This is a genomic window from Acinetobacter sp. UC24323, from assembly GCF_024151445.1.
Taxonomy (GTDB): domain Bacteria; phylum Pseudomonadota; class Gammaproteobacteria; order Pseudomonadales; family Moraxellaceae; genus Acinetobacter; species Acinetobacter baumannii.
Window position 1 is genome coordinate 190,136 of record NZ_JAHIBY010000005.1, and the last position, 24,120, is coordinate 214,255.

Annotated in this window: 21 protein-coding genes; 7 read left to right on the top strand and 14 right to left on the bottom strand. The window is 38.8% G+C overall.

From position 1 onward, the window contains the following. Positions 1-39 precede the first annotated feature (39 nt). The 3 genes from KNQ97_RS09050 to amvA all read right to left on the bottom strand — a co-directional run bounded on the left by KNQ97_RS09050 (position 40) and on the right by amvA (position 6,370). The gene (locus KNQ97_RS09050) at positions 40-2,268 is read right to left on the bottom strand and encodes a phosphocholine-specific phospholipase C (protein ID WP_253612119.1); all 2,229 of its coding nucleotides are present in this window, start codon (positions 2,266-2,268) and stop codon (positions 40-42) included. Positions 2,269-2,591: 323 nt separating this feature from the next. Next, the gene (locus tag KNQ97_RS09055) at positions 2,592-4,718 is read right to left on the bottom strand and encodes a DNA polymerase III subunit gamma/tau (protein WP_253612120.1); all 2,127 of its coding nucleotides are present in this window, start codon (positions 4,716-4,718) and stop codon (positions 2,592-2,594) included. A 173-nt stretch (positions 4,719-4,891) separates the two neighbouring features. Next, on the bottom strand, positions 4,892-6,370 hold the full coding sequence (amvA, locus tag KNQ97_RS09060) for a multidrug efflux MFS transporter AmvA (RefSeq protein WP_114197886.1): 1,479 nt from the start codon (positions 6,368-6,370) through the stop codon (positions 4,892-4,894). Positions 6,371-6,494: 124 nt separating this feature from the next. Here amvA and KNQ97_RS09065 point away from each other — a divergent pair, with 124 nt between their 5' ends. Further along, positions 6,495-7,073 carry a TetR family transcriptional regulator gene (locus KNQ97_RS09065; RefSeq protein WP_000323805.1) on the top strand — a complete coding sequence of 193 codons (579 nt, stop codon included), beginning with the start codon at positions 6,495-6,497 and terminating at the stop codon, positions 7,071-7,073. A gap of 47 nt (positions 7,074-7,120) precedes the next feature. On the opposite strand, the gene KNQ97_RS09070 is transcribed toward KNQ97_RS09065, so the two are convergent. From KNQ97_RS09070 to KNQ97_RS09080, 3 genes are all read right to left on the bottom strand, one after another. Then, positions 7,121-8,380 carry a serine hydrolase domain-containing protein gene (locus KNQ97_RS09070; RefSeq protein ID WP_253612121.1) on the bottom strand — a complete coding sequence of 420 codons (1,260 nt, stop codon included), beginning with the start codon at positions 8,378-8,380 and terminating at the stop codon, positions 7,121-7,123. A 71-nt stretch (positions 8,381-8,451) separates the two neighbouring features. Beyond that, the gene (locus KNQ97_RS09075; protein ID WP_001097350.1) at positions 8,452-9,306 is read right to left on the bottom strand and encodes a MaoC/PaaZ C-terminal domain-containing protein; all 855 of its coding nucleotides are present in this window, start codon (positions 9,304-9,306) and stop codon (positions 8,452-8,454) included. A 74-nt stretch (positions 9,307-9,380) separates the two neighbouring features. After that, positions 9,381-10,772, bottom strand: coding sequence for a 3-oxoacyl-ACP reductase (locus KNQ97_RS09080; RefSeq protein WP_253612122.1), 1,392 nt, complete (start codon positions 10,770-10,772; stop codon positions 9,381-9,383). 235 nt (positions 10,773-11,007) lie between these two features. On the opposite strand from KNQ97_RS09080, the gene KNQ97_RS09085 reads away from it, so the two are divergent. Then, positions 11,008-12,576, top strand: coding sequence for an acetyl-CoA C-acetyltransferase (locus tag KNQ97_RS09085; RefSeq protein WP_000047940.1), 1,569 nt, complete (start codon positions 11,008-11,010; stop codon positions 12,574-12,576). Between the two features lie 68 nt (positions 12,577-12,644). On the opposite strand, the gene aceI is transcribed toward KNQ97_RS09085, so the two are convergent. Then, a complete protein-coding gene (gene aceI, locus KNQ97_RS09090) occupies positions 12,645-13,079 on the bottom strand; it encodes a chlorhexidine efflux PACE transporter AceI (RefSeq protein ID WP_253612123.1) in 435 nt (144 codons plus the stop codon). 90 nt (positions 13,080-13,169) lie between these two features. Here aceI and KNQ97_RS09095 point away from each other — a divergent pair, with 90 nt between their 5' ends. The 3 genes from KNQ97_RS09095 to leuE all read left to right on the top strand — a co-directional run bounded on the left by KNQ97_RS09095 (position 13,170) and on the right by leuE (position 15,906). Continuing rightward, positions 13,170-14,063, top strand: a complete 894-nt coding sequence (locus KNQ97_RS09095) for a LysR family transcriptional regulator (RefSeq protein ID WP_001024733.1) — start codon at positions 13,170-13,172, stop codon at positions 14,061-14,063. Between the two features lie 130 nt (positions 14,064-14,193). Continuing rightward, positions 14,194-15,183 (top strand): transaldolase, encoded by a 990-nt coding sequence (tal, locus tag KNQ97_RS09100; RefSeq protein ID WP_253612124.1) that lies wholly within the window; start codon positions 14,194-14,196, stop codon positions 15,181-15,183. Between the two features lie 72 nt (positions 15,184-15,255). Further along, positions 15,256-15,906 (top strand): leucine efflux protein LeuE, encoded by a 651-nt coding sequence (gene leuE, locus KNQ97_RS09105; RefSeq protein WP_000467074.1) that lies wholly within the window; start codon positions 15,256-15,258, stop codon positions 15,904-15,906. Positions 15,907-15,942: 36 nt separating this feature from the next. On the opposite strand, the gene KNQ97_RS09110 is transcribed toward leuE, so the two are convergent. Then, positions 15,943-16,416: an Lrp/AsnC family transcriptional regulator gene (locus KNQ97_RS09110; protein ID WP_000344223.1), complete on the bottom strand. Its 474-nt coding sequence runs from the start codon at positions 16,414-16,416 to the stop codon at positions 15,943-15,945. A 186-nt stretch (positions 16,417-16,602) separates the two neighbouring features. On the opposite strand from KNQ97_RS09110, the gene KNQ97_RS09115 reads away from it, so the two are divergent. Beyond that, positions 16,603-17,775, top strand: coding sequence for a benzoate/H(+) symporter BenE family transporter (locus tag KNQ97_RS09115; protein WP_253612125.1), 1,173 nt, complete (start codon positions 16,603-16,605; stop codon positions 17,773-17,775). Positions 17,776-17,848: 73 nt separating this feature from the next. Here the strand turns inward: KNQ97_RS09115 and KNQ97_RS09120 are convergent, their stop codons facing one another. From KNQ97_RS09120 to KNQ97_RS09145, 6 genes are all read right to left on the bottom strand, one after another. Continuing rightward, a complete protein-coding gene (locus KNQ97_RS09120) occupies positions 17,849-18,568 on the bottom strand; it encodes an MgtC/SapB family protein (RefSeq protein WP_000775741.1) in 720 nt (239 codons plus the stop codon). A gap of 15 nt (positions 18,569-18,583) precedes the next feature. After that, positions 18,584-21,340, bottom strand: a complete 2,757-nt coding sequence (mgtA, locus tag KNQ97_RS09125) for a magnesium-translocating P-type ATPase (protein ID WP_253612139.1) — start codon at positions 21,338-21,340, stop codon at positions 18,584-18,586. 100 nt (positions 21,341-21,440) lie between these two features. Beyond that, positions 21,441-21,602: a hypothetical protein gene (locus KNQ97_RS09130; RefSeq protein WP_253612126.1), complete on the bottom strand. Its 162-nt coding sequence runs from the start codon at positions 21,600-21,602 to the stop codon at positions 21,441-21,443. Between the two features lie 301 nt (positions 21,603-21,903). After that, positions 21,904-22,347, bottom strand: a complete 444-nt coding sequence (locus tag KNQ97_RS09135) for an RDD family protein (RefSeq protein ID WP_253612127.1) — start codon at positions 22,345-22,347, stop codon at positions 21,904-21,906. 270 nt (positions 22,348-22,617) lie between these two features. Next, positions 22,618-22,791, bottom strand: coding sequence for a hypothetical protein (locus KNQ97_RS09140; protein ID WP_002046842.1), 174 nt, complete (start codon positions 22,789-22,791; stop codon positions 22,618-22,620). A gap of 178 nt (positions 22,792-22,969) precedes the next feature. Continuing rightward, a complete protein-coding gene (locus KNQ97_RS09145) occupies positions 22,970-23,197 on the bottom strand; it encodes a hypothetical protein (protein WP_000774578.1) in 228 nt (75 codons plus the stop codon). A gap of 288 nt (positions 23,198-23,485) precedes the next feature. Here KNQ97_RS09145 and KNQ97_RS09150 point away from each other — a divergent pair, with 288 nt between their 5' ends. Continuing rightward, a complete protein-coding gene (locus KNQ97_RS09150) occupies positions 23,486-23,929 on the top strand; it encodes a universal stress protein (RefSeq protein WP_001109442.1) in 444 nt (147 codons plus the stop codon). Positions 23,930-24,120 lie beyond the last annotated feature (191 nt).

The following is a 24,120-nucleotide window of genomic DNA, read 5'->3' on the forward strand; positions in this document are numbered from 1 at the left end:
GCAAAAAGAAAATAAGCTCCTCTTTTTGCCTCATCCTTCTTAGATCATTGCAGGATCACTAAAGGAATCCTCACCTGTTTCGACTCGGCCAGCAAAACGTCGGTAATAATACGGATCACTCTGGCTCGTAACTTCAAAATCATACCAATGCCCAACATCAGCCAACGACCAATGTTGCTTAACAACTTGTCCCGCTTTTACGGTCAGTTGCAATGGCGCATCTTGTCGATATGCACAAGGTTTTACTGTCAATATTGTATCCTTGGTTCCCTCATTCATGAGTTCGACATAAACATCACCATTAGCAATGTCATAGCACACTCGAATTTCAGGTTTAACACCACTATCGATAATACGTTGAGTATCCCCTTTAAAATGACGATGGTAGCCATTTGGACCAAGTACCCATAGGTCATAACGGCCTAAGTTATCGTTTAAAGCATCCCACTCATCATCTAAAGTTTTATTCGGCTCGACAATATAACGCTTCGGAATACGGTCTAAATTGAGCTTGTCATATACGTGGAAAACCGCTGCCTGCTTACCCGTATTAGAAAAAATCAATTGCACCTTACCATCTGCTTTACAACGCGCACTGGTATGCAACTCATAAGGTAGCGCCCGTGATAGACGGATCCCACTTTGCTGAATGGGTAACTTAATATCCGTGGGTACAGGAACAGCTGGCAAAGCTTCTTGGTTTTCCCTTAGCGCATCTGCCTGCACACGTGTTTGTTTACCACTCAGCTGCGGTAAAACATCTGCATTTGGTGTTTTAAAGTTAAATGCACTGGTTAAATCACCACACACCGCACGACGGTATGGACTGATATTCGGCTCTTTTACTCCAAAACGTTTTTCTAAAAACATGAGCACGGAAGTATGATCAAAAACTTGTGAGTTGACCCAACCGCCACGACTCCATGGAGAAATCACATATAAAGGAACACGAGGACCCGGACCATAAACTCGTCCATCAGGTGTAGGCTGTGAATGGCTCCCCTCAGGTGCAGCATGATCAAAATATTCATCTTGCATATCAGCATTGCTTAGTGTCGATTTACCTGCGTACTGGCCGTTTTTGAGTCGAGATGGTGCTGATGGCGATGGCATATGGTCAAAGTAACCATCATTTTCATCAAAGTTGATGAGCAGAGCCGTTTTACTCCACACCTCTGGTACAGCAGTTAATGCATCAATAATTTCTTGAATAAACCAAGCTCCTTGAACTGGGCTTGAAGGGTCCGGATGTTCGCAGTATATCGATGGCGCGTTAATCCAAGAAACTTGAGGTAACTTCCCTTCACGAATGTCTCTTTTAAAAGCGTCGAGATATTCTTCTGGTTTATTGCCCGGTAGCGTATTTGCAATGCCTTTATAGAGTGGATTTTTGGCATTATCAGTAGCCGCATCATAGGCTTTATACGGTAGTTTTTGACCCGTATCAGCATATGGTTTATTCGGCTCCCCACCGCTTGAAACGGGATAACCGGATGCAATGTTGGCCTTTCTAAAAGAACGGAATGCACCCAACATATTATCGCCCCATTCATCTGGCATATTCTGATAACAAATCCAGCTTATCCCTGCTTCTTCTAATCTTTCGGCATAGGTTTTCCAAGTGTAACCACGGTCTGCCGTTGCTGGGTTACCATCAATCCAGTCCCATTCATTATTTACAAATGAACGCTTGGTCGGTGTTGCACCATTGGTACCAGTTAAATGAAAAGAGCGGTTCGCATCTGTTCCGGTGTGCATGGAACAATGGTAGGCATCACAAATCGTAAAGGCATTGGCAAGTGCAAACTGATATGGAATTTCTTTTTCTTTAAAATAGCCCATAGATATATCGGTTTTATGAGTTGGCCAGTTTGCCATACGTCCATTGTCCCACGCCAACTGACTGTCATCCCACGTATGAGGCGTGCCATCTGCACGCTGTGCATTATTGGCTGTTCCATCTAAGTGAAATGGGGTTAAAACCTGACCATTACTTCTCAGCTGTTCCCAGACACGGCGACCATTTGGCAGAGGGATCGTAAAACGGTCAGCAAAGCCTCGAACGCCCTTTAACGTACCAAAATAATGGTCAAAAGATCGGTTTTCCTGCATTAAGATGATGACATGTTCAACATCCTGAATAGTGCCCGTTTTATTATTTGCAGGAATTGCTAGAGCTTTTTGAATACTCGATGGGAAAGCCGCCAAGGCTGCAGCGCCAAAGCCCATATTTAAAGAGTAATTTAAAAATTTACGACGTGTAATCATGATCAAATTCTTTTTATTATTTAAGTTTATGGAGCACAGCGCATGACAGGCTTTTTACCTGTGTCGGGTGTATTCGAATTATCATTTGCCGAGTCGTTACAACCACTCAGCAGAATGGCACCGATTATTAAAAAATAAGAATATTTAAAGGAAGTTGTTCCTGTGCATTGCCTTTTCATGACGATATATAGTCCATTTAAAATCTAAAATGGCTAACATAGAAAAGTACAATGACAGTGGCGTGACCTGAATATTTCAATCCAGTGAAAACTGTGAAAATTCTAATTTTTCAAATTTCTCACCAGATCAAAACTCAGTTGAACTTAAGGCTTTAATTGAATATTTTGTAGCTCACCATCAAAAGTCTCTATAAGGCTTTTAATAACGGGTTGTTGCTGTAATAGTTCTGTAGCCCTATGGAAAGCTTTTTCTTTACGAACGCTTTGCATAACATACGGTGTAGCAGTATTGACTGCACCATACTCGACCGTAAATTGTGTATTTGGCCACTGCTGCTTTAAAGCTTCAATTAGGGCTTGTTGTAGCTGAGTCAACATATTTTCATATTCTTGAGGAATATGGAAAACCGTGTTGCCACCAATTTCCCCAGTCATCACACCATGTTGAGCAAGTTCTTGAACGGCTGGAGAAAGCTGGCTATTTCTAAACCAAAACTCCCACTTTTCAAGTGTCCACTCACCTTCCAAAGTTTGTGATGGCAACTTTAAAATATCTTGTGGCATCAGCTGGTTGTTATCTGTTGCGTTAGGCTCTTTTACCACCGCAACTGTTTCAACAATTTCAGCTTGCGCCAATGGCTGTTGTTCAATAACAGGTTCAGAAACCAAGTCATAAGCTGACGTATCTTGAGCAAGTGAAAATTCAGCATTCGATGCTTCAAATAAACCTATAGGCTCAGCAGTAGAAGCTGGTTCAGGTTCGATTCGTTTGGCTTGGGTTTCAGCCTGAACTTGTACTAACTTTTGTTCTGGCACCGGAATGAAATCTTCCTCAAGAACACTAACGGTCTCTTGAACAACTGCTGACTCAAGTCCAATCAACTCATGATGATTTGGGTCAAATACCATTAAGTCCTGATTAGGCTGAGGTTCAGGTTCAGGTTCAGGTTCAGGTTCAGGTTCAGGTTCAGGTTCAGGTTCAGGTTCAGGTTCAGGTTCAGGTTCAGGTTCAGGTTCAGGTTCAGGTTCAGGTTCAGGTTCAACCATAGCGGGTTGACTAATAACTTCAACAGGCTGAATAGCACTTACAGGAGTAATCTCTTGGGCTGTTTGAGCTTGTGAATTTAGGCCTACTTCTGCTTGCCCATTTTGTTGAACAGGCTCTGAAACTAAAATTTCATTTGGTGCTAAAGGACGGAATGCCAATAATCGTAAAACGCACATTTCAAAACCTTGCTCTTGCGTTACGGCAAGCTGCAAGTCTGAACGGCCTTTACATGCGATTTGGTAGTAAAGCTGCAAATCTTGAGCAGAAATCAGTTTAGAAAGCTGAAGAATTTTGGCATTAATTTCTTCACTATACTTTAAGCCGAGCTCTGGTAAATATTGTAATAAAGCCAACTCATGCAATGTTGAAATGAGCTGATCCAGTACTAACGAGACATCTAAGGCTTGATATCTAAATTGGAGTAATAACTGGCTCACTTTTTCACGTTGGTTTTGATGAACCGCTAAAATCAAATCATATATGATCGTACGGTCAATCAGGCCAAGCATTTCTTTAACATCTTGATGATGTACAGCACCTTGCCCATAAGCAATGGCTTGGTCAGTTAAAGATAATGCATCACGTAATGAACCTTGAGCAGATTCAGCAATTTGCCAAATTGCATCTTGGTCAGCAGCAATCTGTTCTTTTTCAAGAATAGCACCGAGGTGCTTGGTAATTTCATCGACAGCTAAAGGTCGTAGAGTAAATTGCAAACAACGTGAAATAACCGTAATCGGTAGCTTTTGTGGGTCTGTCGTTGCAAACAAAAACTTAACGTGTTCTGGTGGTTCTTCTAGTGTTTTTAATAACGCATTAAAAGAATGCGTAGAGAGCATATGTACTTCATCAATCAGGTAAACTTTAAAACGGCCTTGAGTTGGTGCATAAGGAACGTTGTCTAAAAGTTCACGCGTATCTTCTACTTTTGTTCTTGAAGCAGCATCGATTTCGATTAGGTCAATAAAGCGGCCTTCGTTTACCGCTTTACATGTTGCGCAGACTTCACATGGCGTAGAAGTCACACCCGTTTCACAGTTCAAACACTTGGCTAAAATACGTGCAATTGTAGTTTTACCTACACCACGCGTTCCTGTAAATAAATAAGCATGGTGAAGACGACCGCGTTCCAATGCACTACTTAATGCACGAGAAACATGGTTTTGTCCCACTAACTCATTGAAATTACGTGGACGGTATTTTCTAGCAAGTACTTGATACATGTATGCTCCTTGTTACAGGCATAAGCATACTTTGTTTTTAAAAGAGTGTGAACGTATAAAGCTCATATCCGTACAGATAAACTGCGAACTACATCATTTGTCTGGACTATCAGTGAATTTTAAAGTTTCGAAGAAAAGGTTCTCTACCGAAACTTTAAATACTGTGAAAAATATTAATTTACTTTCTTCGGAAAACTAAACCAGACAAATACAGTTAAAAGGAAGAAACAGATCGCTGAGAGGGTAAGTACCCAACTATGTGCATAGCTAAAAGCTTGCTGCGCCACTACAATTAATTGTCCTCCTAAAGGATTTTCAAGGTTAGACGCTAATTGCATGGTTTCTCCAATCGAGATACTCGCTTTTTCAATTAAGTTTGACGGAAGCTCGGCTGGCAAAATAATTGAGCGGCTATAAAACCAAGACAACATTAAACCAAAAATAGCGACACCTAAGCCAGCGCCAAGTTCATAGGCCATTCCCTCAATGGCACCTGCTGCACTCGCCTTTTGAGGGGGCACAGATGACATAATGGCAGCAGTTGAGGCCAGTAAGGCAATCTCAATACTAAAGCCCAAAAAGACCATACATGTCCATGCTAAAAAGTGGTCGGTTGAAAAATTAAGCTGAGCAAGCCCCCATAAACTGAGCGCGCTCACTAAAATACCTAGGCTCGATACTCTACGTAAACCCCATTTATTTAAACAAATACCTGCTAATGGACCACCTAAACTAATTGCAATCATAAATGGAATAATAAACATCGCCGCCTGTAATGGAGAAAACCCGTGTACAAACTGCAACTCTTGAGACAAAAGTAATTCAAAGCCAACCAAAGCAATCATGGACACAACTGCCATAACAATACTGGTAGAAATCACTGGATGTTTAAACAATTCCAGATCAATCATTGGTGTCGTAGCTCTTTTTTGGCTTCGAATGAAGTGAATTAATGTGCTTATACCCACCACAAACATCACAACCGTGAGCACCGAAAAATTATACATAGCCGATTTAATTGAATAGATGAGGCTTAAAATTGCTACAACCAAAACTAAAGCTTGCCCTAAGTTAATTGGCTGATCAGTTTTCTCTTGTTGTTTAGGAATGATCATCACGATCATAACTAGAACGGCTAAAATAATCGGGATATTAATGAGGAATACAGCTCCCCAGTGGAAATGCTCTAATACAAAACCACCGACTAATGGACCAAAAGCTGCCCCACCTCCACCTACTGTAGACCAAAGACCAAGTGCAAAATTTCTCTGCTTTTCTTCGGTAAAAGCATTACGGATACCGGATAAAGTGGCAGGAATAAGCATAGCTGCCCCTAGGCCTAAAACAGCACGAGAAGCAATTAAGGCATAGGCAGTTGGAGAAAAAGCCGCAGCTAACGAACCCACACCAAAAACTGCGGTTCCAATAAATAATAATTTTTTAAAGCCAATACGATCACCGAGTGCACCCATCGGCAAAATCAAACCCGCCATAATCAGCGAATAAATATCAATAATCCATAAAAGCTGATTGGCAGTTAAATTCAATGCTGCACTTAAAGATGGTGTTGCAACATGCATCACCGTTGCATCAATCGTAACTGGTAAATAAATGAGGACGATAATTGTCAGGATTAACCATTTTTTTTGCATAACGCTCTTCAATATCCAAAACTTGGACATGTGTTCAAATCATGGTTATTATATACACAATTGGACACTTGTCCAACTTTTAGTTTTAATGTAATTTGTGTCGAATTCAGTCAGGTGAAAAAACATGGCCTATCTTAATCGCGATCAACGCAGAGAAATGATTCTGCAAGCTGCCATGCAAATTGCTTTGGCTGAAGGTTTTACAGCCATGACGGTACGCCGAATCGCAACAGAAGCACAAACCTCTACCGGACAAGTCCATCATCATTTTTCTTCGGCATCTCATTTAAAAGCTGAAGCTTTTTTAAAGCTGATGGAACAGCTTGATGAAATTGAACAAACTCTCCAAACAACTAGCCAATTTCAAAGACTTTTCATCTTATTAGGCGCAGAAAATATCGACAGACTTCAGCCCTACTTACGTTTATGGAATGAAGCCGAACTCTTGATTGAACAAGATGCAGAAATACAAAAAGCGTATAACCTCGCCATGCAAAGTTGGCATCAAGCTATTGTGCAATCGATTGAATGCGGTCAAAAAGAAGGCGAATTTAAAAATAGGTCTAATTCCACAGATATTGCGTGGCGACTCATTGCCTTTGTGTGTGGATTAGAAGGGATTTATAAACTTGGTTTACAAGGTTTAGTTGAAGAAGATTTTAAGCGTCATACCGAAGCAATTATTCGCCTAGAATTATTATAAATGTTGAGCTGGCATTGCTTAAAAATACTAGCTTTAAAATACTAATATTAGAACCAGCCTTTACGGCCTTTTAAAATTTGGTCGGTGCAACGTAAAGCTTCTTGAGTCAGCCCCCACAAACGATAATCGCCTGTAATTGAACCAATCTGGAAGTTATGGGTATAGGCAAAGCTGAGGTCACGCTCAGGATCACACCACGCTCCTGAACCATTGTAACCAATATGCCCAAATCCATTTTTAGCTCGTTTACCCATGGTAATAATGCGGTGATAGCCTAAACGCCAATTCATCGGTATTGGCATGACACGATCACGTGCATAACTTTGAATAGTACTAAGTTCTTTAAATATTTCTGGGCGAATCAATTGCTGTCCATCCCATTCACCTTGATTTGCTAGCATCGCATAAATTTTAGCAAGGCTATTTGCAGTAAATGTCCCGTTCGCTGCCGGAATGACTGCTTGCAGTCCCTCATCACTAAAAAAACTAAAGTTTTTCATTCCTTTTGGAATCATGGCATCCTGAAAATCTTGCAGGTCTTGACCCGTCCATGTAATCACTTTTTCAGAGAGTGAACTCTTACGCGTCTGTGGCTTTTTAGGTTTTTCAACTTGAGTAGACGCTGGTTTTTCTGGTTTTGGTTGAATAATTAAACGTGCTACACGATCCAACTCATTTGCAGGCGTTCCAAAATAAGCACCATCTAACTGTAATGGCTCAACAAGATAATTTTGCATGAGCTGATCTAGAGATTGACCAGTTGCTTTTTCAAGTACGCCACCGACAAGCCAACCGAATGTTAAAGCTTGATAAGCATTGCCCTCTCCTGCAAGGAATCTTGGCTTAGTCGCCGCGACCACATCTAACATATGTGACCAGTCGAGCATTTCTCTCGCACTTTCGATGATATTTCGAACATCAAACATGCCGCTTTGATGGCTTAGCACATGACGCAAAGTCATTTGCTCTTTTCCATTTTGAGCAAACTCAGGCCAATAGGTCGCAATCGGTTTGTCGTATTCTAAAAACCTTTCACTTACCAAAATATGCGCTAAAGTTGCAAGTACACCTTTACCCGTAGAGTAGCAAACTGCCAATGTGTCAGGTTGCCACGCTTCAGTTTGTGATTTTAGACCGGTGTAGATATCTACAACTTTTTGGCCTCTAAAATAAACCGCTAATGCAGCTCCACCTTGTCCGGTTCTAGCATCTTGAAGACGGCTAAACTGGTGAGCTAAATCAATAAAACGTTCATCTAAAATACCGTGATAGTTATGGGTATCGGCCAGTAAAATTTCTTTAATCACATGAATTTCCTTGCATTTTTTGTTATTTTGCTCAAAAGCAGCCCAAACCTCTGTTCAGGCTGCTGATATTTTTATAACGCTTTTACAGTTCCTGCAACATGCGGTTTTTGTGATTTGGCATTACGAATCAAGAAATCAGTCTTTTTATCTGCATTTGCAGTTAAAAACTCAACTTTTGATGGCAAGAACATTGGTAGCTTAAACCACACATCTGCTTCATAAGCATTTGGCAACTCAAGGTTCGCTAAAGCTTTTGCTTTGCTCCACATGCCATGCGCAATGGCTTGCTTAAAACCAAATGCTTTTGCAGTAATGGCATGGATATGAATTAAGTTAAAATCACCAGACACTTTCGCATAACGGCGACCAGTGTTTTCTAAAATATTCCACTCTGCCTTTGGAACATAAGCTGGTGCTTGTTCTTCTTTGGCTTTCTCACCCACTCTTTTCTCGACTTTTTGGCGAGATAAATAAGTTGTTAAGCCTTCCATCACCACTTCATTGCCAACTTTTGCTGTGGTAATAAAGTCAAACTGAACACCTTTATCATGCGGTTTTAATTCCCCAAATTTACATGAGAGAGTGAGTTTTTCAGTTACGCCAATCGGTCTGGTCTGTTTAATCTGGTTACGGATATGCACTAAACCTAAAATTGGAAATGGAAATGCTTCTGCCGTCATCATATGCATTTGCAAGCTTTGAGAAAGCACAGCCAAATAAATTGCTGGTACAAAGCCATTATTTTGAAAGCCACATACTTCGTTATAAGCTTTGAGATGGTTCTGATCAATTTCTAAAGTATCTACCACATATTCAACTTGCGGTAAGATTTTTGGGCCTTTAGGCTTTTTAAAAATTAAACCTTGCACTACTTTTGGATAAGCCAATGCCGCTTTTGGTAGCTGGCTAAAATGACGAGTATTCATACCTAACCTTTTATAATTTATAGATTTTTGAATAAAAAAGGGATGCACAAGCACCCCTATTTAGCTAAAAGTGCTTAAGCGCCTAACAAGCTTTGACCGCACACGCGTACAACGTTGCCATTTACACCTGTAGAAGCAGTTGATGCAAACCATGCAATAGTTTCTGCTACATCAACAGGTAAACCGCCTTGTTGCATTGAGTTCATACGGCGACCAGCTTCACGAATTGCAAATGGAATCGCAGCAGTCATTTGAGTCTCAATAAAGCCAGGTGCTACTGCATTAATGGTAATACCATTTTTTAGAATAGGTGCAGTAAATTTAACTAGACCAATGACACCAGCTTTAGATGCAGCATAGTTGGTTTGACCAAGGTTACCAGCAATACCACTAATTGATGATACACAAACAATGCGGCCATTTGCATTTAGACCATCGTTTTCTAACAAGTAGTCGTTTACGCGTTCAGCAGCAGACAAGTTAATGTTAATGACTAAGTCCCAAAGCTCTGGCTTCATGTTTGCCAAAGTTTTGTCACGTGTAATACCTGCGTTATGAACGATAATATCTAAACCACCTTGTTTTGCCGCAGCAGCTTTAATTTTTTCGCCCGCATCAGCAGCTGTAATGTCAATTGCCAATGTAGAACCGCCAATATCAGCAGCTACACGGTCAAGATCAGCTTGTTGTTGTGGTACGTCTAAACAAATAACATGAGCACCGTCACGTGCCAACACGTGTGCAATTGCCTCACCAATACCACGGCTTGCACCAGTTACTAACGCAGTTTTTCCAGCAAGCGGTTTTGCCCAATCAACATCAACCACATCTGCTTTAGAAACACAAATCACTTGACCAGATACATACGCTGAACGTGGTGAAAGCAAGAAACGTAAAGTTGATTCAAGGTTTGCAGCAGCACCTTCATCAACATAGACAACTTGAGCAGTAATACCCTTTTTAAATTCTTTACCTACAGATTTGATAAAGCCTTCAAGTGCACGCTGAGCAATCGCCTGTTTTACAGTTTTTGTAGTTTCAGGCGTTGTACCAATAACAATCACTCGACCAGAAATCGCAACTTGACGTGCAATCGGGTTAAAGAATTTATAAAGTTCGTTTAACTGTTCTGAGTTTTGAATACCAGATGCATCAAATACAACAGCTTTGAATTTTGATTCTTTATCGCCTGCATTGAATGGACGTAAATTTAATCCAACTTTTGCAGCTTCTTGTTGTAATGCAACATTATTGCCTACATAGCTATCTGCATGAATATTGCTAAGTACTTGTGCAATCGCACCAGACAAAACGCTTGACGGCGCCGCGCCAACCAATACTGCACCTTTCACTACTGGCTGAGCACTTTCAAAACGCTCTAATACAACAGGCGAAGGTAAACCCAGATTTTTAACAACGAATTTACCAATAGGAGATTGCGTAAATGCTTGGTATTGATCAGTCATGATTATTATCTCTCAAAGAAATGAATTTTCTACGACAGGCTTCATTATGTTATGAGATGGATAGAAACAATATGAAAGCAGTCGTTCATTAGAGTTACTCCAAATCATACTTGAGTTCATCTTTGGATGTCTTGACCTGAATGCTATCTACAATGTCATTCTAGTCAATACAGGTCTATTTGAATTGTGTTAAGGTAGCTAACAAGAATATCGTTATTATGCTTGGAAAAGCCTTATGAGCAAAACAACTCAAGAAAATCCAGCAGTCGAGAATTCTGCTCAGGAAAAAGTGTCAAATACATCAAAGTCGGCTTCTAACACGGCTAAGCGTAACAGCACTACTCCTAAAGCAGCAACTAATACACCAAAAACGACACGTACTCGTTCAACGACTGCACCTGCACGTAGCCCTCGTAGTAAGAGCGCTGCTTCAGCAACCCCGTCTACATCTTCAAATGTAGCTGCAGCACCAAAAGCAACAAAAACCAAAACTTCTGTTCAACAGGATAAAACCATGAGTCAAAACACTGTTCGCCGCGTTGCAATCCTTGGTGGCAACCGTATTCCATTTGCACGTTCAAATACTGCTTATTTTAAAGCGTCTAATTCTGACATGCTGACAGCAGCATTGAATGGTTTGGTTGAACGCTTTAACTTACAAGGTAAGCGTATTGGCGAAGTTGTTGCGGGCGCTGTTTTAAAACATAGCCGTGACTTCAACATGACTCGTGAAGTTGTATTGAGCACAGATCTTGCTCCTGAAACTCCTGCTTACGACATCCAAATTGCATGTGGTACAGGTTTACAGGCAGCATTTGTTGTTGCTAACAAAATTGCGCTTGGTCAAATCGACGTAGGTATTGCAGGTGGCGTAGATACAACTTCTGACGCACCGATTGCTGTAGGTGATGGTTTACGTAAGGTTTTACTTGAGCTTAATGTTGCTAAAACGGGTAAAGACCGCCTTAAAGCACTCACAAAAATTGATTTTAAAAAGCTTCTTGATGCACCAAGCAATGGTGAACCGCGTACTGGCCTTTCAATGGGTGAGCACCAAGCAATCACTGCTTTAGAATGGGGTATCACTCGCGAAGCACAAGACGAGCTAGCTGCAAGCAGCCATCAAAAACTTGCTGCTGCTTATGAGCGTGGTTTCTTTGATGACTTAATGACTCCATTCTTAGGTCTTAACCGTGACAACAACTTACGTCCTGACAGTACAGTTGAAAAACTTGCTAAGTTAAAACCAGTTTTCGGTAAAGGCGAAACTGCAACAATGACTGCAGGTAACTCAACTCCGTTGACTGATGGTGCTTCTGTGGTATTGCTTGCTTCTGAAGAATGGGCAAAAGAAAACGGACATGAAGTTTTAGCTTATCTTTCTTTCTCTGAAACAGCAGCTGTTGACTTCATTGGCAAGAACGGTCCTAAAGAAGGCTTATTGATGGCTCCTGCTTATGCAGTACCTCGTATGCTTAAGCGTGCTAACCTTAAGCTTCAAGACTTCGATTTCTACGAAATCCATGAAGCATTTGCATCTCAAGTACTCTCTACCTTAAAAGCTTGGGAAGATGAAAAATTCTGTAAAGAACGTCTTGGCTTAGATGCACCATTGGGTTCAATTGACCGCTCTAAACTGAACGTAAATGGTTCATCTTTAGGTGCAGGTCACCCATTTGCTGCAACTGGTGGTCGTATCTTGGCTACTGCAGCTAAATTAATTAATGAAAAAGGTTCAGGCCGCGCATTAATCTCGATCTGTACAGCAGGCGGTGAAGGTGTGGTTGCGATTGTAGAAAAATAATTTCTATTTATCGACTAAAAAAAAATAAGCACCCATCTGGGTGCTTATTTCATTTCAATCTATGTGAATTAATGAAGTGATGCTGCTTTAGCATTTGGGAAAAACTTATCTTCAATATAGTCATAGCACCACTGGAAAATAAAGGTATAAACCAAAATACATAAGGTCAAACCTATATCTAAAATAAATGCATCAATCACTGTCATCTGCATCATATATGCAATCATTGGAACAGTCGCAATCAGCAAACCACCCTCAAAACCAATCGCATGTAAAATCCGCACAGGGATCGTTCTTTCCCAATTAAATTTATGCTCTACTTTTTCGAAATAGTGGTTAAAAATCATATTCCAGAAAACTGAAACCACTGCCATAAACACACCAAGTGTTCCGGTCACTTCCATCGGCATGCCAAAAATAAAACTTAATGCAATCGCAATGATGACCAACAAAATTCCTTCATAACTGATTGCATGAATGAGTCTTCTCTTGGAAATCAACATTTTTAAATACTCAATAATAACTTGGATAATGTGCATTTTATTTTTATAATTTTGATTAATCCAATCAGGTTCTTTCAATTTTTTTGACAGATGAATATTAATCAAGAACAACTTCTCATGTTCCAAGCCGTTATGGAAACAGGTTCATTTTCAGCAGCAGCAAGGAAACTCGGTAAAGTCCCCTCTGCTGTGAGTATGTCGATTGCTAATTTAGAAATTGATCTGAACCTGACTTTATTTGAACGTAAAGGCCGCGAACCTACTCCTACAGCCGAAGCACGAGTGCTATATGAAAAAACGGCGCAACTATTGATTGAAATGAATCAATGGAAACAGCACGCACATGCATTAAGTACTGGGCTGGAACCTAATCTTACTATTGTTGTGGTGTCTGAGCTGCTACATACCAATTGGACCGACTATGTTTGCCTGCTAGAAAGTCGCTTTCCCGATCTACAAATTAATATTGTGTCTGCCCCTCAAGAAGATGCGCTTCAAATGTTGTTAGATGGATCTGCCCAACTGGCCCTTATGTTTGAACGTGAGCATTTAGACAATAGAGAACAGTTTGTTGAACTCAAACGTGAAGCCTTAATTCCTGTTATTTCAAAAACCCATCCGCTCGCAAGCCAAGAGCATGTCTCATATGAGCAGATTTTAGGTACTAGACAAATTGTGGTGGCAAGTCGAGATGAAACATTAAAACCCGAATTATTATTTTCAAAACATTACTGGCGTACAGATAACCACCACTCTGCTTGCTTAATGATTTTACGTAATTTAGGTTGGGGTGTACTGCCACAAGAGATGTTTAAAGAAAATCCCGAGTTAAACAACAAGCTTAAAGCATTAGATGTATTTGATTTTACGCCTCGATTTGAATATTACGTTGATTTGGTCTGGAGCCGCGAAAGTGAACTAGGTGCTGCTGCACGGTTTTTGATTGATTATATTCGTAATAAGCGAATGCAACCGGCTCCATAAAATCATTTCAATTTAGATGCAGAACCTAAACGTTTTTCTTTGAAACATAACAATTGATATATCGACAGTATGGATAGAGTTTGTGCTATAAAGAAAACATAAGATTTTTTATTGAAGATGTTGAATATCAATGACTCATACAGCACTTGACCAATTAAAAACATTAACGACCGTTGTTGCTGACAGTAGCGACCTTGAAGCAATTCGTAAATTTCGTCCTTTAGATGCTACGACGAATCCTTCGTTAATTACCGCTGCGGCAGAACAACCAGAAAGTAAAGAGCTCATTGAAGATGCTTATTATCAAGCCAAAGAAGAAGGCTATAAAAATGATGAACTGATTGAAAGAACCATTGATATTTTAACCGTAAAATTTGGTGTAGAAATTTTAAAACTCATTGAAGGCCGTGTTTCTACAGAAGTCGATGCTGCTCTTTCATATGACACCGAAGCGACCATTCAAAAAGCACATGAATTATGTGAGCTTTATAAAGGTTATGGGATTGATCAGTCACGTATTCTGATTAAAATTGCATCGACTTGGGAAGGTATTCAAGCGGCTAAAGTGTTAGAAGCTGAAGGTATTGCTTGTAACCTCACTCTCCTTTTCGGTTTACATCAAGCCCAAGCGTGTGCAGATGCCAAAGTTACTTTAATCTCACCTTTTGTAGGCCGTATTTTAGACTGGTACAAAAAAGCTGAAGGTGTAGATTCTTACCCAATCGAGAAAGATCCAGGTGTGGTTTCAGTTAAGAAAATCTACACTTACTACAAGCAGCAAAATATTCCAACTCAAGTCATGGGTGCGAGCTTCCGTAGCATCGATCAGGTGCTTGGCCTTGCAGGATGTGATTTGCTTACGATCTCTCCAAGCTTGCTAACGCAGCTTGAACAAGATACGCGTACAGTCGATGCAGCACTTGATGCAAACAAAGCAAAACAGGCTGAAGCGATTGTTAGACCAGCTCAAGATGAGCAAAGTTTTAAAGATGAACTTAACCATGACTTAATGGCATTCCAACTTTTACAAGGTGGTGTTGATGGCTTTATTAAAGCGCGGGATCAATTAAGTCCTTTATTACGTCAATCTTTTGGAATTGATGCAGAAATTAAATCTTAAAAACTGCACTTTTCATACAAAATTACCGATTTTTGTTATCATGACAAAAATCGGTTTTTTATTGGGTTTATCGTGTTCGGCATAACAGACTTAACAACATATATTATTGGTACATTCCTAATTGTGTTATTGCCAGGGCCCAATTCTCTTTATGTGATGTCGATTGCTTCACGCTATGGTATTAAAACCGGATATATGGGGGCACTTGGTATTTTTACCGGTGACTTAATTTTAATGCTCTGTACTGTACTTGGTGCAGCTTCTTTATTAAAAGCATTCCCTTGGGTTTTTATCGTACTCAAACTCGTCGGCGCACTTTACTTGTCTTATTTAGGTTTTAAGCTTTTACAAGGCAGCATCCAACGCTGGAAATTACGGAATCAACCCCAAGCAGAAATGGCTGATTTACCTGCTTTAGATAAAGTTCACCCTTATAAAACAGCCTTAAGTATTAGTTTACTCAACCCTAAAGCGATTTTATTTTTCCTGTCTTTCTTTGTGCAGTTTGTTGAACCGGATTATGCCTATCCAGCTTTAAGCTTTTTAATTTTAGCGGTGATTTTACAAATTATTAGCTTTAGTTATTTAACTGCGCTTATTTTCTCTGGAATTAAACTTTCAACTTTTTTCAAACAAAACCATAAAATTGCAGCAAGCGGAATTTTCTTAGTGGGCATTTTATTTTTCGGATTTGGCTTAAAGCTGGCAACTTCAACAATGTAAGCTGCCGAGTCAAGAAAGTCTGAATCTATTAGGTTGTTAAAATGCCAGCATGCCATCTGTTTTAACTTCATTGAGCACAAAAAATGTTCTTACCTGTCTTACCCCAGGTAAGGCAATAATTTTTTCACTATGAAAACGGTTAAAAGCAGCCAAATCTTTAACACGAATTTTTAGAAAGTAATCGACTTCTCCGGCAACCAAGTAACATTCTAGAACATTCTCCAAATCACCTGCTGCTTGTTCAAATGCCTGAAAGCTATCAGGTGTCGAGCGATCCAGCACTACTCCGACCAAAACAATAGTCTCACGTTGCACCATACCCGGATTGATTCGAGCACGTACATCCAAGATGGCCCCAATCTTAAAAAGACGCTGAGTATGGTTCCAACATGACGAAGTACTAATGCCAACAAGTTTTGCCAGTTCAGCATTACTTAAACGTCCATTCTCTTGTAAACAGCGCATAATTTTCAATTCAAGAGGTGTTAAATTTTCAGCCTGCTCATCCATAAAACAATATCCCAAATTCACCGTTTGTTATGAAATAAATAATATCATTAATGGCTATTTAAAAAATATTATTTCATTTTAAAGTCAAAAATAGAAAGCACCTTCTTAAAAAAAATTGTTAGATTTACCTAGCTGAAAACATAGGCAGAAACATATTAATTTTTCAGGGACTTAGAACATTTAGCTATGCAAAAGATTCTTCAAGATTTCTCAATACCAGCCGTATTTGCTGGTTTTATTACCTTTCTTATTGGTATTAGTGTTTCAGCTATTTTAGTGATTCAGGCTGCTCAAGCTTTAGGTGCGTCATCTGAACAAATCACCTCATGGTTTTGGGCTTTAGGCTTAGGTATTGGTTTATCAGGACTCATCCTTTCTTGGAAATTTAAATATACCGTAGCAACAGCTTGGTCAACTGCGGGTCTCGCTTTAATTATGGCAACAGGTAGTGGCTATAGTTTAAATGAAGCAATTGGCGCTTTTTTAGTAGGTGGTTTACTTACTGCGATTTTAGGCTTTTCAGGTATATTCCAAAAAGCGCTTTCCTATATACCACAAAGCCTAACCAGTGCCATGCTTGCCGGAGTTCTGCTTAAGTTTGGTATTTCACTTTTCGCGAGCTTGCAAAATGATTGGACATTTGTTTTATCTTTACTCGCCATTTATGTCATTACAAAAAGATTATGGCCGCGTTACAGCATTGTATTTACCGCCTTGGCAGGTATTGCCCTCTGCCCTGTTTTTTTAGACTTTCATATGCCTACTCTTGAGTGGTCCTTGGCTAAACCCGTTTGGATTAGCCCTGAATTTAGCTGGTCAGCACTTTTAGGCTTAGCATTACCACTTTTTGTGATTAGCATGGCGTCGCAATATCTACCTGGTATAGCCATGATCAAGAGTTATGGCTATAAACCGCACGTTAATCAACTGATTGGTTGGACTGGTTTAACTCAAGTTGTGCTTGCACCTTTTGGATGTTACAGCGTTAATATTGCTGCGATAAGTGCTGCCGTAAGCTTAGACGACCAAGTTCATCCTGACCCAAGCAAACGTTATATTGCGGGTATAAGCTGTGGCTTTTTTTATGTGTTGATGGGGCTATTTGCTGCAACCCTCACAAGCTTACTGATGTCTTTTCCTCATATTTTTATTGTAGCTTTAGCAGGCATTGCCTTACTTGGTACCATTAGCCATAACATTGCGCTTGCGTTTGGTCCAGTTGAAGACCGCGAAGCGGCATTATTTACCTTTTTATGTAGTGCATCAGGTATCCAATTTTTCGGTGTTGGTTCAGCTTTCTGGGGACTGGTTGTCGGTATTGTTGTATTTATGGTTCTTAAATTTAAAACTAAAAAGTAAGGCTTAAACGAAAGAGTTTGCGCTTCATCATTTAGAGAAATTCATAAAAAATTAAACGCAAACTCTCGTTAAATTAATTAATTGTGTTTTTATCCCAAAACGCTTGCCGTATTTGCGGCATTGCATTTAAGTGATTAATGATGTGTTGTGCTTCTTCTGCTTCGATTGAGGTTGCAATTAGCGTTACTTCTATTTCAACCTCTTTTTCTCCAAAAGGTGTGACATCAATATCTTTAGCAGGATAATTATGATGCTTTAAGGTTCGGTTTAATTCATCCATAACGACCTTGCTCTGACTTCGGTCACATATAATGTAAATTACATGTAAAACTTCTGTGTCATCGTCTAACGGACGACGGTCAATGATATGGACAATCGGCCTTAATAGCGTATTGGCAGATAAAATAAAGGCTGTCGCCAATATTGCTTCAATAATTAAATCAGCACCCGCGGCAGCACCTACTGCCGCAGAACACCATAAAGTCGCTGCGGTATTTAAACCGTGGATGTTGCCTTCTTGGCGCATAATGACACCCGCACCCAAAAAACCAATACCCGAAACAACATAGGCAATTACCCGAACAGCTCCATCTGCTCCAGTAAGATTAATTGCAATATCTACAAAAATTGCTGCACCTACCGCAACTAGAACATTTGTTCGAAGACCAGCTGTACGTTGCCTATACTGACGTTCGAACCCAATTAACGCCCCTAAAATAAAAGCAGCCGAGAGACTAATTAAAGTATCAATAATATTTGATAAGTCTGTATGTTGTAGAAATTGCAATTTCATTTTGCACCTATTGTTTTATTGCCAGCCATAACGGCGGATATAGATTTTCTTTACCCATTGAGTAACACACATATAAGCACCTAAAATTACAGGTAAATATAAAAAATAACTTAAAGGTAAAGCTTGTAGTTTTAAATAGCTTGCTAAAGGACCCATTGGTAAGAAAATCCCGATACACATAATCACCGCTGTCATTATTAATAATGGAGTCGCGGCACGACTCTGAATAAATGGAATTTGAGCTGTGCGGATCATATGGACAATTAATGTCTGGGTAAGTAAACCCACCACAAACCAGCCTGATTGGAATAGCGTCTGATGTTCAGGAGTGTTTGCTGAAAATACAAACCACATTAACCCAAAGGTAATCATGTCAAAAATAGAGCTAATCGGTCCAAACACCACCATAAAGCGGCCAACTTCTTCAGGTTGCCAACGCTGTGGTTTTGCAATTAGCTCTTCATCCACATTGTCAAAAGGAATCACAATTTGTGAAACATCATAAAGTAAGTTTTGAATCAATAAGTGGATAGGCAGCATTGGTAAAAATGGAATAAAAGCACTCGCAATAAGTACCGAAAAAACGTTACCAAAATTTGAACTCGCCGTCATTTTGATATACTTCAGCATATTGGCAAAAGTTCTACGGCCTTCAATCACACCTTTTTCAAGAACCATCAGGCTTTTTTCAAGCATGATTAAATCTGCAGACTCTTTAGCGATATCTACTGCGGTATCTACTGAAATACCAATATCGGCAGCACGTATAGCAGCGGCATCGTTAATACCGTCTCCTAAGAAACCAACCACGTGACCATTTGCTTTTAACTGCTCAACAATACGTTCTTTGTGAACCGGACTTAATTTCGCAAAAATGTGGTATTGCTCTACTGCTCTTTTGAGTTGTTGATCAGTTAAGGTTTCAATTACACCACCCAATAAAACTTGATCATAATTCAGACCAATCTCTCGGCACACTTTTTGGGTGACAAACTCATTATCCCCAGTCAGCACTTTTACCGTTACACCATGGGCATGTAAACTCTGTACAGCTTCTTTGGCAGACTCTTTAGGTGGATCAAGAAAAGTAATATAACCTATTAAAATCAGATCACTTTCGTCAACAACTGAATAATTTTCCTGATGATTTTTAAACTCACGATACGCTACTGCCACCACTCTTAAACCATCTCGGTTATAGCGTTGAGTTAATGCCTCAATTGCCACTTCACGTTGCTTTGTTAAAGGCTCTACTTTGCCATTTACCTCGACATAACGGCAAACCTTTAACATTTCCTCAACTGCGCCTTTGGTAATCATACGGGCTTTTTGTTGAGGTGTTTTTACCACGACTGACATACGGCGGCGATCAAAATCAAAAGGAACTTCATCTAACTTCTTGTAACGTAACTTCTGTATTTTGATCTGTTCATCAACAGCTTCTAAAACAGCTACATCAAGCAAATTTTTTAGACCTGTTTGATAATAACTATTTAAAAATGCCTGCATGAGTACAAAATCTGATTTCTCGCCTTGAACATCAATATGTTGGGATAAAAAGATTTTGTCTTGAGTCAGTGTTCCAGTTTTATCGGTACACAGAACATCCATGGCACCAAAGTTTTGGATCGCATCTAGACGTTTAACAATCACTTTCTTTTTAGATAAGAAAACCGCTCCCTTTGCCAAAGTTGAAGTCACAATCATCGGTAGCATTTCTGGAGTAAGACCGACAGCTACAGATAATGCGAATAAAAATGCTTCGGCCCAATCGCCTTTGGTGAAGCCATTAATGAAAAGTACAACAGGTGCCATCACCAACATAAAGCGAATGAGCAACCAACTTACTTTGTTGACACCCATTTGAAATGCTGTCGTGCTCCGATCAGTAGCCGTAACTCTATGAGCCAATGCACCGAAATATGTTTGAATACCCGTACTTAAAACCACTGCCTGAGCTGAACCAGAAACAATATTGGTCCCCATGAATACAATATTATCTAGCTCTAAAGCGCTGGTTTCTTCGAGATTTTTCTGCAACGGAAATTTCTCGACAGGCATTGATTCACCAGTCATTGCAGCTTGAGAGACAAACAAATCTTTAGCAGACAAAATTCTACAATCCGCAGGAATCATGTCACCCGCAGATAATAAAATCACATCACCCGGCACTAAATACTGAATTGGTATTTCAAATTGGTGAGTGGTTTGGTTTTTAGTATCAATGCAATAACGTTCATGCATAAGTTCTAAATCTTCTGCACTGACTTGATGGCGCAATACAGTAGCAGTATTACTCACCATTGCCTTTAAGGCATCCGCAGCTTGATTTGACTTTGCTTCTTGCCAATAACGAAGTAGTGTTGAAAGGATAACCATCACACTAATAATGGTTGAACCCGTTAGATCATCGGTAAAGAAAGCAATCAATGCCAAAAGGCTAAGTAAAATATTGAACGGATTACGGTAGCAATACCAAAGGTGTTGCCACCAAGTTAATGGCTTTTCATGAGTAACCTCATTAAGCCCCACCGTCATTTGTTGGGTATACGCTTGCTCTTCTGTAAGCCCCATCAAATGAGTATCGAATTGTTTTAATAAATCATTTGTTTGAGCCCTTGATGCATTAAGCAAACGCTTAGATAAATTTTTGCTAATTTCTTGAGCATAACTAGATTGATGTAGCTCTTTAAAAGATCGATTACGACCGAAAAAACGCATCAAATGAAATCTTTGTAAAAATGCTGTGAAGAGTCGTTGCCAGAATTTCATCACGAAATCCTCCATTTTTTAAGCGTACAAAGCTCTCGACCTTATTGAAAATAAAGTCTTTTAAATTTTTTAATTTAGAAAGGAATAGGAGATCGTAGACTTACGATGAAGAAGAGAAAATTAGCCCAAAGCCAGACCAACGTTGACGGAATGTCACATAACTGAACATGGTCCGAATGCTTTGAACCGCATGAGACGAATTGTTTACCAAGATTAAAATCTGGTAGATATAACGGTCGTGTATGGAAGCGTATAAAAACATTGGCTTCTCCCCATTTCTAGCGAGAAACTAAACAGATAAATGCTGAAGTGAATGATTACAAATCAAGTAATTTGTATAGGTTTAATCTAATTTTTAACAAAGCTATCTCATTGCAAGATAGCCTCTCCTAAAGGTTACCTTGCTCAGTATTGGCTTTGGTTTAATTGATAATTAAACTCGAACCTCGAACAACTACCCATTTAGGATCTCCGTTAAATAAACTCGCGGCAAGTATAGGTTTTACTCTACAAGGCACAAGATTTTTTTTGTAATTTTTTATTAATTCATCAGTGACTATAACTCACAGTTCTCTAACCACCACTGTTTTCGCCATCTTGTCATGCCATCCTTGTTTTTTAGCATCAAATGCGACCCAAATAAGGCCGATACAAAACACTAAAATAGATGGAATATATCCGATATAGCGAATGAGAGATTGTACGAAAGTTAACTTATTACCTGTCTTTTCATCGAGAACTTTTAAACGCATTAGACGTTTTCCTGGAGTCCCTGCAAAGTAGATCCAACACAAAACAGTATATAAAAATGGAAATGCATAATTTACGATTATATCAAACCAATAGTTTTGCGGTTTACTACTCATACCTGTAGCAAATATGAGATCGTAATCTCCATGATAAAAGATCCATGCGGCTGGAATAATTGCTAAAAAAAGAATAAGAGTATCAATGATCATTGCGCCAAATCTTAACCAAAACCCTGCATATTCATATTTATAGGTCATGTGTTCACCTCGCTTTTGTTATTTTTTACCTAATGCCACAGTAACTAATTTATTCGTCTTTCATCGTAATTGAAATCTTTTTATTTTTAAATACTTAATGTATTTTTTAATTTCCGATTTTATTTAGAATTGTAATAAGTTTTTTGAAAAATAAAAGCTAGATCAATTTAAGTTAAAACAATATATCATATTAAAATATTTAAATTACACCTCATTTGTATGAGGTGAAAACTAATTATATTTATTAAATTAATCATTTATAACCAATGATTATTTCCAGAATAAAACATCAATTTTAAATTCTTTTTTTAGCAAAAAAGCTGCACAGATAAGTCCAATACCGATGATGATTAAAAACATGCTTAAACTTAATAATCCTCCCACAGCAGAGCACAAGCCTAAAATAGCTAAAATATAAAATAAAATTACACTAATACTTGGCATTCAATTTATTCCACTACTTAAAAATAAAAGCAATTTATTCTATCGAGTCTGTAAAGGAATGCTGTTTTCAAATGTTGATTACACCCCATATTTGTATCAACTTAAAAACAATATGTTAATAATTCCTACTAAATGTAAACAACACAAATATAAATGTGATAAATATCACATTTATATTTTATTTAACTTCAAAATAATGTTTTTCAGTAATAAGTTTTATTTTTAGATTTTTATATAATCGATCTTTTGAGTTTTCTAACGAAGGAACAACTTTTTCTGCAAACTTATCATCTGCCATGAGTCTTGCATAAGTTTTATATCCAATTACTAGCTTTTCTGGCTCTTTACCAGTTTGGCGAAATTCCTCGATAAGTTTACTGACTTTCTTTGCTGTTAAATCGGCCATATCTTACTACTTCCCCCTTACATATGATTTGGTTATACGATTTCTGTGTGACAAAAATATGAAAGGTAATTTATTGTAAAGTTCTTCTAAAAAATTAAATTTGGCATAGTCTCAACTCCCTCTTTATCGCCCCTCACTAAAAACATTAAAAATCAAATATATAATTAAATACCATTTAATTTAACTACAAGTGAATTGAATTGATTTCTACCTTTAAACAAATGTGTTAATCTTTAAGTAAGAAAAGCTTCATACATATAACAACTTGTAAATAAGAGGAATAACATTATGAATTACCGACATATTATTGTACCTGTAGATGGTTCTGAGATTTCTTTGGCAGCAGCACGACAAGCCGCCCATATCGCTAAAGCTTTTGGTAGTAAACTTACAGCAATTAGTCTAGTTGCAGTGGACCCGTTTAGTGGTGTTGATTTCTATTACATCTCTCCTGTTGTAAAAGATTATTTTGTTGAAGCGCGTGCTAATGCAGAAAAAACACTTGCGAAAGTAAAAGCCCTTTGCGCTGAAGAAGGTGTTGATATTGAAACACAAATTATTCAAGGTGAAATCTCATCTGATGGCATTCTTAAAGCTGTAGAAGAGTTGGGTTCAGACCTGATTGTTATTGGTTCACATGGTCGTAAAGGTTTCCAAAAACTTATTTTGGGTAGTTTTGCGCAAGATGTTCTAAACAGCACTAAAATCCAAGTTTTGGTGGTAAAAGAATAATTGCTGAGTCGACTAAAAGCCTAATCCATTGATTAGGCTTTTTATCGTAAAAAATGCATAAGTTTTACACAGCTTAAAAACCGTTATAGACTATTGTTCTCTTTCCCTCTATTTTGTGAGTCACGCCAATGAAGTAAGTCTTTTTTCTCATCAATTTTCTCTTTTTTGATGTGCAAAATAGACTATTCTTT

What these genes read in the sequence shown, in the direction of transcription:
- KNQ97_RS09050 (WP_253612119.1), bottom strand. Translation starts at nt 2,268, where the DNA reads ATGATTACACGTCGTAAATTTTTAAATTACTCTTTAAATATGGGCTTT.
- KNQ97_RS09055 (WP_253612120.1), bottom strand. Translation starts at nt 4,718, where the DNA reads ATGTATCAAGTACTTGCTAGAAAATACCGTCCACGTAATTTCAATGAG.
- amvA (WP_114197886.1), bottom strand. Translation starts at nt 6,370, where the DNA reads ATGCAAAAAAAATGGTTAATCCTGACAATTATCGTCCTCATTTATTTA.
- KNQ97_RS09065 (WP_000323805.1), top strand. Translation starts at nt 6,495, where the DNA reads ATGGCCTATCTTAATCGCGATCAACGCAGAGAAATGATTCTGCAAGCT.
- KNQ97_RS09075 (WP_001097350.1), bottom strand. Translation starts at nt 9,306, where the DNA reads ATGAATACTCGTCATTTTAGCCAGCTACCAAAAGCGGCATTGGCTTAT.
- KNQ97_RS09080 (WP_253612122.1), bottom strand. Translation starts at nt 10,772, where the DNA reads ATGACTGATCAATACCAAGCATTTACGCAATCTCCTATTGGTAAATTC.
- KNQ97_RS09085 (WP_000047940.1), top strand. Translation starts at nt 11,008, where the DNA reads ATGAGCAAAACAACTCAAGAAAATCCAGCAGTCGAGAATTCTGCTCAG.
- aceI (WP_253612123.1), bottom strand. Translation starts at nt 13,079, where the DNA reads ATGTTGATTTCCAAGAGAAGACTCATTCATGCAATCAGTTATGAAGGA.
- KNQ97_RS09095 (WP_001024733.1), top strand. Translation starts at nt 13,170, where the DNA reads ATGAATATTAATCAAGAACAACTTCTCATGTTCCAAGCCGTTATGGAA.
- tal (WP_253612124.1), top strand. Translation starts at nt 14,194, where the DNA reads ATGACTCATACAGCACTTGACCAATTAAAAACATTAACGACCGTTGTT.
- KNQ97_RS09110 (WP_000344223.1), bottom strand. Translation starts at nt 16,416, where the DNA reads ATGGATGAGCAGGCTGAAAATTTAACACCTCTTGAATTGAAAATTATG.
- KNQ97_RS09115 (WP_253612125.1), top strand. Translation starts at nt 16,603, where the DNA reads ATGCAAAAGATTCTTCAAGATTTCTCAATACCAGCCGTATTTGCTGGT.
- KNQ97_RS09120 (WP_000775741.1), bottom strand. Translation starts at nt 18,568, where the DNA reads ATGAAATTGCAATTTCTACAACATACAGACTTATCAAATATTATTGAT.
- mgtA (WP_253612139.1), bottom strand. Translation starts at nt 21,340, where the DNA reads ATGAAATTCTGGCAACGACTCTTCACAGCATTTTTACAAAGATTTCAT.
- KNQ97_RS09130 (WP_253612126.1), bottom strand. Translation starts at nt 21,602, where the DNA reads ATGTTTTTATACGCTTCCATACACGACCGTTATATCTACCAGATTTTA.
- KNQ97_RS09135 (WP_253612127.1), bottom strand. Translation starts at nt 22,347, where the DNA reads ATGACCTATAAATATGAATATGCAGGGTTTTGGTTAAGATTTGGCGCA.
- KNQ97_RS09140 (WP_002046842.1), bottom strand. Translation starts at nt 22,791, where the DNA reads ATGCCAAGTATTAGTGTAATTTTATTTTATATTTTAGCTATTTTAGGC.
- KNQ97_RS09145 (WP_000774578.1), bottom strand. Translation starts at nt 23,197, where the DNA reads ATGGCCGATTTAACAGCAAAGAAAGTCAGTAAACTTATCGAGGAATTT.
- KNQ97_RS09150 (WP_001109442.1), top strand. Translation starts at nt 23,486, where the DNA reads ATGAATTACCGACATATTATTGTACCTGTAGATGGTTCTGAGATTTCT.